Genomic DNA, 6,558 nt, shown 5'->3' on the forward strand with positions numbered 1-6,558 from the left:
ATGCACTTTTTTGGTGCAATTATTTTGTTTTTATCGCCAATTATTAAAATAACTCTAAAAATTATCTACAAAATCGTTAATGGCGCCCAAATAACCTTTTTGGTGCAATAACTGATTTACATTAGAGGAATTTTTATTTTTTGGTTATAATAAAATTACGCTTTCTGTGTGATGGTCGCATTGAAATCACCAAAAAGTTTTTGCTTTATTTTCAATAGGTTGTATTTTTTACCCCCTTAAAAATAGGACATTTATGAAAGTTGGCATAGCTTTTGAATTATCGAAACTACCATTTTCAACATGCTTTACGAATGCTGTTTAGGGTAATCGCTATTAAGCCACTACAGCAGATAGTAACTAACCCAACCATAAGCGGCACTTAAAAGGAAATTATTATGAAATTAATTACGGCTATCTTAAAACCGTTCAAACTAGATGATGTACGTGAGTCACTCTCTGAGATTGGTGTTCAAGGTATCACTGTTACCGAAGTAAAAGGTTTTGGCCGTCAAAAAGGTCATACTGAATTGTATCGTGGTGCTGAGTATGTGGTTGATTTCTTACCGAAGGTTAAGTTAGAAATTGCGGTGACTGACGAAATGGTTGATGCAGCGATTGAAGCTATCACTCGCGTGGCTAGCACGGGCAAAATCGGTGATGGCAAAATCTTTGTATCACCATTAGAACAAGTGATTCGTATCCGTACTGGTGAAACAGGCGCTAATGCTATCTAACACTATCATGACTGTCGTTGTGGCAGGGCTTGTTAAATTTTAAAGTCGACCATCCTTTAAACATTAACGTAGACCTATCAAGCAGCTTAACGACTATCTCAAATAATTTTAAGGGGGTTACGATGAATGCCGTCATTACAAGGGCAGCTTTTGCCAAATTTTTACAGCCACTAGTATCTACTAAATCAATTTTATCGTTATTGTTGTTATCTCCATTGGTGGCTCATGCTGCTGACACGCCTACGCTAAATGCGGGCGACACCGCTTGGGTATTAATTTCTACCGCATTAGTGCTCCTAATGACTATTCCAGGGTTGGCGTTGTTTTACTCAGGCATGGTGCGCAAAAAGAATATTTTAGGGACGATGGCGCACAGTTATGGTGCCACAGCATTAGTATCTATTGTTTGGATTGTGTTAGGTTATTCGCTGGCGTTTGGTAGCAGCGATTTTAATCAATTTATTGGCGGTTTTGATAATGCATTATTAGCTAATATCGGGCTGGGTGATTTAACGGGTACCGTGCCCACCCTGTTATTTGTCACTTTTCAAATGACCTTTGCCATTATCACTGTGGCAATCTTAGCAGGCTCGATTGCTGAACGTATCAAATTTAGTAGCTTCATGGTGTTTACTGCACTTTGGGTATTATTGGTGTATGCACCGATTTGCCACTGGGTTTGGGGCGGCGGCTGGTTAATGGCAGATGGTGCGCTAGACTTTGCAGGCGGTACGGTCGTGCACATTAATGCCGGTGTAGCAGGTATTGTGTTAGCGGCTGTTTTAGGTAAACGCAATGGCTATAACCGTGACCCAATGGCACCTTCAAACTTGGCTTTAACCTTAATTGGTACGGGTTTGATTTGGGTAGGTTGGTTTGGCTTTAATGGCGGTAGTGCGTTGGCGGCAAATGCATTGGCAGGTAATGCGCTACTCGTCACGCAAGTAGCGGCAGCGGCAGGGGCATTGACTTGGTTTGCCATCGAAAAATTAGTCCGTGGTAAAGCCTCTGTATTGGGCGGTGCATCAGGTGCAGTAGCAGGTCTAGTCGGTATCACCCCAGCGGCAGGTTTTGTGACTGTAGCAGGCGCATTAGCGATTGGTATCATCACCTCATTGGTTTGCTTTTATGCAGTCAACTATCTCAAACGTCTGTTAAAAATCGATGATAGCTTGGATGCGTTTGGATTGCATGGCGTTGGAGGTATCGTCGGTGCCATATTGACAGGTGTCTTTGTGAGTCCTGCTATCACTGGCAAACCACTGGCTTTATCGACCATTGGTCAAGTGTGGGTACAATTAGAAGGTGTGTTTGCGGTTATCATCTACTGCGCGATTGTGACTTTCATTATTGCTAAAGTGATTCAATTAACCATGGGCTTACGTGTCACTGATGAAGATGAATACACCGGTCTTGATTTAGCCGTACATGGCGAACGTATTGAATAGACAAAGAATAGTAAACATAGGCTGATTCAATCAGCCTATTTTTTTATTTAACCGTACTAAAAGACTCTACAAAACTTGCGATTGGACAAATAAAAAAGCTAGATAGTCATATCTAGCTTTTTTGAGATTTCAAATCAGTAACGATTATTTAATTTTTTTCCAAGTTTGGCTGCCTTTGACTGGAACAGATAAAGTCAAGGTTGAACCGCTTAATGAAATATCTGCACCTAACCCAAAGCCCCAACGTGGGTCTTTGGCTTTACCTGAATATTTGCCATTACCCGCTGCTTTAACGCCTGTTAACACAGTTTTACCAACAAAAGATTTTGCTTTTTCAGTATTGCCCGCAACGATTTTACCGGTGAAAGTAGCACCTGTTTGTGAGATTTGAACTTGCGCTTTTGGTTGATTGTCTTCATAAGTTTGCCAGGTACCCACGATTGGATCGGCAGCCATAGCAGCAACACTTAAAGTAGAAAGAGCAACACCAACGCTGATTGATTTAAGAGAAATTTTCATAACAGTTCCTTCTGTAGCGCACTGCAAAAAGTAAGGGAAGTGAGATGCAGTGCCATTGACAATCATTATAGCCAAAATGGTTTTGAGGTAAAGATATTTTTTAATACACAAAAGTTTCTAATAGTTTTCTACATCCTTACAGGGTAAAATTATCCGCTTTTTTAATTTTAAGTTACTGATTTTTAAGTAATTATTTTTTTAAAAAATTCCAAAAGCTTAAACTGACTAATCAGTCATTTGTGTATCATTACTATTTTTAGGACTTAAATAGGCTGATTATCCATTCAAAAATGGTCAAAACTAAATTAACTAAGACTAATAAAATTTGCTGGTTATCGGGCTCTGATTTTGGCGTGTTTTTATTTTTTGTAGCTGGTGAATAATCATCAATAGGCAGCGTCATTGCCGTTTTTTGTACCTTCCCTGATAACCCTGGCATGGCATCCACGCCTATTCTTACCGCAAGTTCATCCAGACTAATGATTTCCACTCGCTGACTATCATCATTAGGGACAAAATAAACCCCTGCTTGTTGTAGACTTGGAATATAAATCGCTTTATATAGATGACTGGGTACTAATATATTGTTATTGATTTTCTTAACCCGGTTACTGATAAAAGCTACCCCTGTCACCACATAGATACGATTGTGTTTGATCGCTAGGTAACGGGTACGGGACTCAATGTCTCGCCAAGTGCTACGATTATTGACAGGATTTTGCGGTACAATGTTGGCAAGGCTAAAGCTGTCATATTGTGATTCAAGCGTACTCATATCTGCATTCGGCGCTAGATGCCCACGATCATAAGGTACGTTACGATAATCAGCTAAATAGCCTTTAACCCGATTAGGCAGCTGACTTTCCTCGTGAAAATTATTAACCCTAGATAACTCGCTCGCTTTTTCAATACGCGCTCGTGTCAAATACTCCGCTGACCATAAAGCGGTTTTACTCAGTGACGAATACCCTACAGCAAAGCCATTTAGACATAAATAATAAATCTCAAGTGGTTGATTCGAGAGTGGCTGTGGACTTTGTTGGTTAGCATAGGTATTGCCACATTGATTGAGGTGCTGTTTGCGATAATCTAAAGAGCTGCTTGAATGTGCCCATAAGGGCAATAAGGATAAAGCTATCACTACCAAGCTCTGTGACAGTGATTTGTGTGAAAAACGCTGATAACCACTCATACGCTATAAAATACCAACTCTAGCCATTGATGAAAATTGATTAATTATACATGACATTTGGCATTATTTTGGGTAAAATAGGCGTCCGTTTTGCGATTACCTATATTTTGGAGTTGCAACTCGATTGGAAACGTGGCTGAGTGGTCGAAAGCGCACGCCTGGAAAGTGTGTATACGTTAATAGCGTATCGAGGGTTCGAATCCCTCCGTTTCCGCCAAATAAACAAAAAGCTAGCTTATTATTAAGCTAGCTTTTTTGTTGCGGGGTTGATGAATTACGCTAAATCACGCACATTAGGTTCACGATCCCATTCACGCGATTTGGCCTTCTCGATAAAGGTCTCTATTTCCTTTAAAGCCACCACACTGGCATCTTTCTCAATATGCTGGGGAATCAGAATAAATTCATCCGTCGCACCACAATAAGCAATCGCTTTTAGATGGGCGTGCGCGTCTTTAAACCACGCAATCGCTTCACTCACTTTGGCTAGTTTTTTCGCTTGCTCTGGCATAATGATACTAACGATTGCATCAAACAAGACAGAAGGTGAACCCGCCAATTGACCGTCAGCCGCAATGGTTTCACCATTGTTTAACGTAATACTAATTTTTGGCGCTACAATAAAGGGGGTTGCCTTTGCTGCTGTAATCGCTGCTTTATATTTTTCAAGCATTTCTGCATTTGAATCATCTGCGACTAAAATAGCAACTTTACGACCTTCAAGCGTTGGTTTAGCTTTGCCAATCAACTGTAAAGCTGGCGATAATGGCAAATCTTGCACCGGAACAGCCGGCTCAATCGGTTTCGGCACTGGTTTCATCCCTAACCCATCGGCCACGCGTTTACCCAATGTTTCATCAACCGTTAACAACTGCGCAACCATGCGTTCACGGATATAGGGTGTCTCAACTTTTGAAAGCTCAAACACAATCGCTGAAGCAATGTGCGCCTGCTCAATGGGGGTTTGACTACGATAGAACATACGTGGTTGACTATAAAAGTCTGCGAAGCTTTCTGCACGGATACGACCTTTAACGGTATCATTGCCTTGGCTTAAATCCTCAGCAAATGATTTAAAGCCTACTGCGGGATTTTCACGTGGTTTTTCTGGTTCCAAACTTTGTGGTTCATAAGCAACGCGCCCTTTCGGAATTTGCATCTGCATATGACCATCACGCTGCATATTATGGAATGGGCATTTTGGTGCATTAATTGGCAACTGCGCAAAATTTGGTGAACCTAAACGCGACAGCTGGGTATCAAGATAACTAAATAAACGACCTTGTAGTAAGGGGTCATTACTAAAGTCGATACCGGGTACGATGTTTGCTGGACAGAAAGCCACTTGCTCTGTCTCAGCAAAGAAGTTATCGGGATAACGGTTTAATACCATCTTACCAACTACTTTGAGTGGTACCAATTCTTCTGGAATAAGTTTAGTAGCATCTAGATGGTCAAAAGCGAATTCATCCGCTTTTTCTTGGGTGAACAACTGAACAGCAAAATCCCAAATAACCTCATCACCTTGTTGTAATGCTTCAAATAAGTCACGACGATGATAATCAGGGTCAGCACCTGCCACTTTCACCGCTTCATCCCAAACATGCGATTGAAGCTGCAAACGTGGACGCCAGTGAAAACGTACAAACGTGCTTTCACCTTGGGCATTAATAAAGCGATAACTATGAATACCGAAGCCTTCAATCGTACGCAAGCTGCGTGGAATGCCGCGATCGCTCATTGCCCACAAGTAATTGTGCAATGTTTCTGGGCTCAATGAAATAAAATCATAAAAAGTATCATGCGCTGAGGCAGCTTGTGGAAAACCACGATCCGGTTCCATCTTGACAGCATGCACTAAATCTGGGAATTTAATCGCATCTTGAATAAAGAATACTGGGGTATTATTACCTACTAAATCCCAGTTTCCCTCTTTAGTATAAATTTTGACGGCAAAACCGCGAATATCACGCGGTGTATCAACCGACCCTGCACCACCGGCTACCGTTGAAAAACGAGCAAATAATGGGGTTTGTTTGCCCACCTCTGTTAATACCTTAGCAGTAGTATATTGTTCTAATGACTCAGTTAACTCGAAATAACCATGCGCTGCACTGCCTCGCGCATGCACAATACGCTCTGGAATACGTTCATGGTCAAAATGGGTAATTTTCTCGCGTAAAATAAAATCTTCTAGCAATGCAGGGCCTCGACGACCCGCTTTTAGCGAATTCTGATTGTCTGCAATAACAATCCCTTGCTGCGTGGTTAAATTAGTTGAGTTATCATCAGCTTGTTGATGAGTTTCGCCTGCATTTCCTTGCTGAGTATTAATATTTGGCTCTGGCTTAACGGGCTTTTGTGTCATTTTTTATCCTAGATATTTAATTATATTTGTAATTTTTTAGAAAACATCAAATGTTCACCTAAGGTTAAAAAAGGATCGACATTGATATAATCAGTATATAGAATTCAAAAATTTACAGTGTGAAAATGCGTAAAGCTATGTAACAAATAGGTTATTAATGCAGCATATAAAAAGAATAAAACTAACATCATAATACTGCATGTTATTTTGACAATAAAAACACCCCCTTACAAGAGTAAGGGGGGTGTTTTGGAATAGGGAGCTGACGATGACCTACTCTCACATGGGCGAACCACA

Annotated in this window: 5 protein-coding genes and 1 tRNA gene; 3 read left to right on the forward strand and 3 right to left on the reverse strand. The window is 40.8% G+C overall.

Annotation, left to right across the window (positions count from 1 at the left end):
* The first annotated feature begins 395 nt into the window (after positions 1-395).
* Both RTS09_RS06730 and RTS09_RS06735 read left to right on the forward strand, forming a co-directional pair.
* The gene (locus RTS09_RS06730; RefSeq protein ID WP_007115809.1) at positions 396-734 is read left to right on the forward strand and encodes a P-II family nitrogen regulator; all 339 of its coding nucleotides are present in this window, start codon (positions 396-398) and stop codon (positions 732-734) included.
* Between the two features lie 122 nt (positions 735-856).
* Positions 857-2,182: an ammonium transporter gene (locus RTS09_RS06735; RefSeq protein ID WP_409418378.1), complete on the forward strand. Its 1,326-nt coding sequence runs from the start codon at positions 857-859 to the stop codon at positions 2,180-2,182.
* Between the two features lie 144 nt (positions 2,183-2,326).
* Here the strand turns inward: RTS09_RS06735 and RTS09_RS06740 are convergent, their stop codons facing one another.
* Positions 2,327-2,701 (reverse strand): DUF2147 domain-containing protein, encoded by a 375-nt coding sequence (locus RTS09_RS06740; RefSeq protein WP_007115807.1) that lies wholly within the window; start codon positions 2,699-2,701, stop codon positions 2,327-2,329.
* A gap of 256 nt (positions 2,702-2,957) precedes the next feature.
* Positions 2,958-3,893, reverse strand: a complete 936-nt coding sequence (locus tag RTS09_RS06745; protein WP_312535450.1) for a DNA/RNA non-specific endonuclease — start codon at positions 3,891-3,893, stop codon at positions 2,958-2,960.
* Positions 3,894-4,019: 126 nt separating this feature from the next.
* On the opposite strand from RTS09_RS06745, the gene RTS09_RS06750 reads away from it, so the two are divergent.
* Positions 4,020-4,110, forward strand: a tRNA-Ser gene (locus RTS09_RS06750).
* 57 nt (positions 4,111-4,167) lie between these two features.
* On the opposite strand, the gene RTS09_RS06755 is transcribed toward RTS09_RS06750, so the two are convergent.
* On the reverse strand, positions 4,168-6,261 hold the full coding sequence (locus RTS09_RS06755; RefSeq protein WP_312535452.1) for a catalase: 2,094 nt from the start codon (positions 6,259-6,261) through the stop codon (positions 4,168-4,170).
* Positions 6,262-6,558 lie beyond the last annotated feature (297 nt).

It is taken from the genome of Moraxella sp. CTOTU47618 (assembly GCF_032017425.1).
Classification (GTDB): domain Bacteria; phylum Pseudomonadota; class Gammaproteobacteria; order Pseudomonadales; family Moraxellaceae; genus Faucicola; species Faucicola tetraodonis.

What these genes read in the sequence shown, in the direction of transcription:
- RTS09_RS06730 (WP_007115809.1), top strand. Translation starts at nt 396, where the DNA reads ATGAAATTAATTACGGCTATCTTAAAACCGTTCAAACTAGATGATGTA.
- RTS09_RS06735 (WP_409418378.1), top strand. Translation starts at nt 857, where the DNA reads ATGAATGCCGTCATTACAAGGGCAGCTTTTGCCAAATTTTTACAGCCA.
- RTS09_RS06740 (WP_007115807.1), bottom strand. Translation starts at nt 2,701, where the DNA reads ATGAAAATTTCTCTTAAATCAATCAGCGTTGGTGTTGCTCTTTCTACT.
- RTS09_RS06745 (WP_312535450.1), bottom strand. Translation starts at nt 3,893, where the DNA reads ATGAGTGGTTATCAGCGTTTTTCACACAAATCACTGTCACAGAGCTTG.
- RTS09_RS06755 (WP_312535452.1), bottom strand. Translation starts at nt 6,261, where the DNA reads ATGACACAAAAGCCCGTTAAGCCAGAGCCAAATATTAATACTCAGCAA.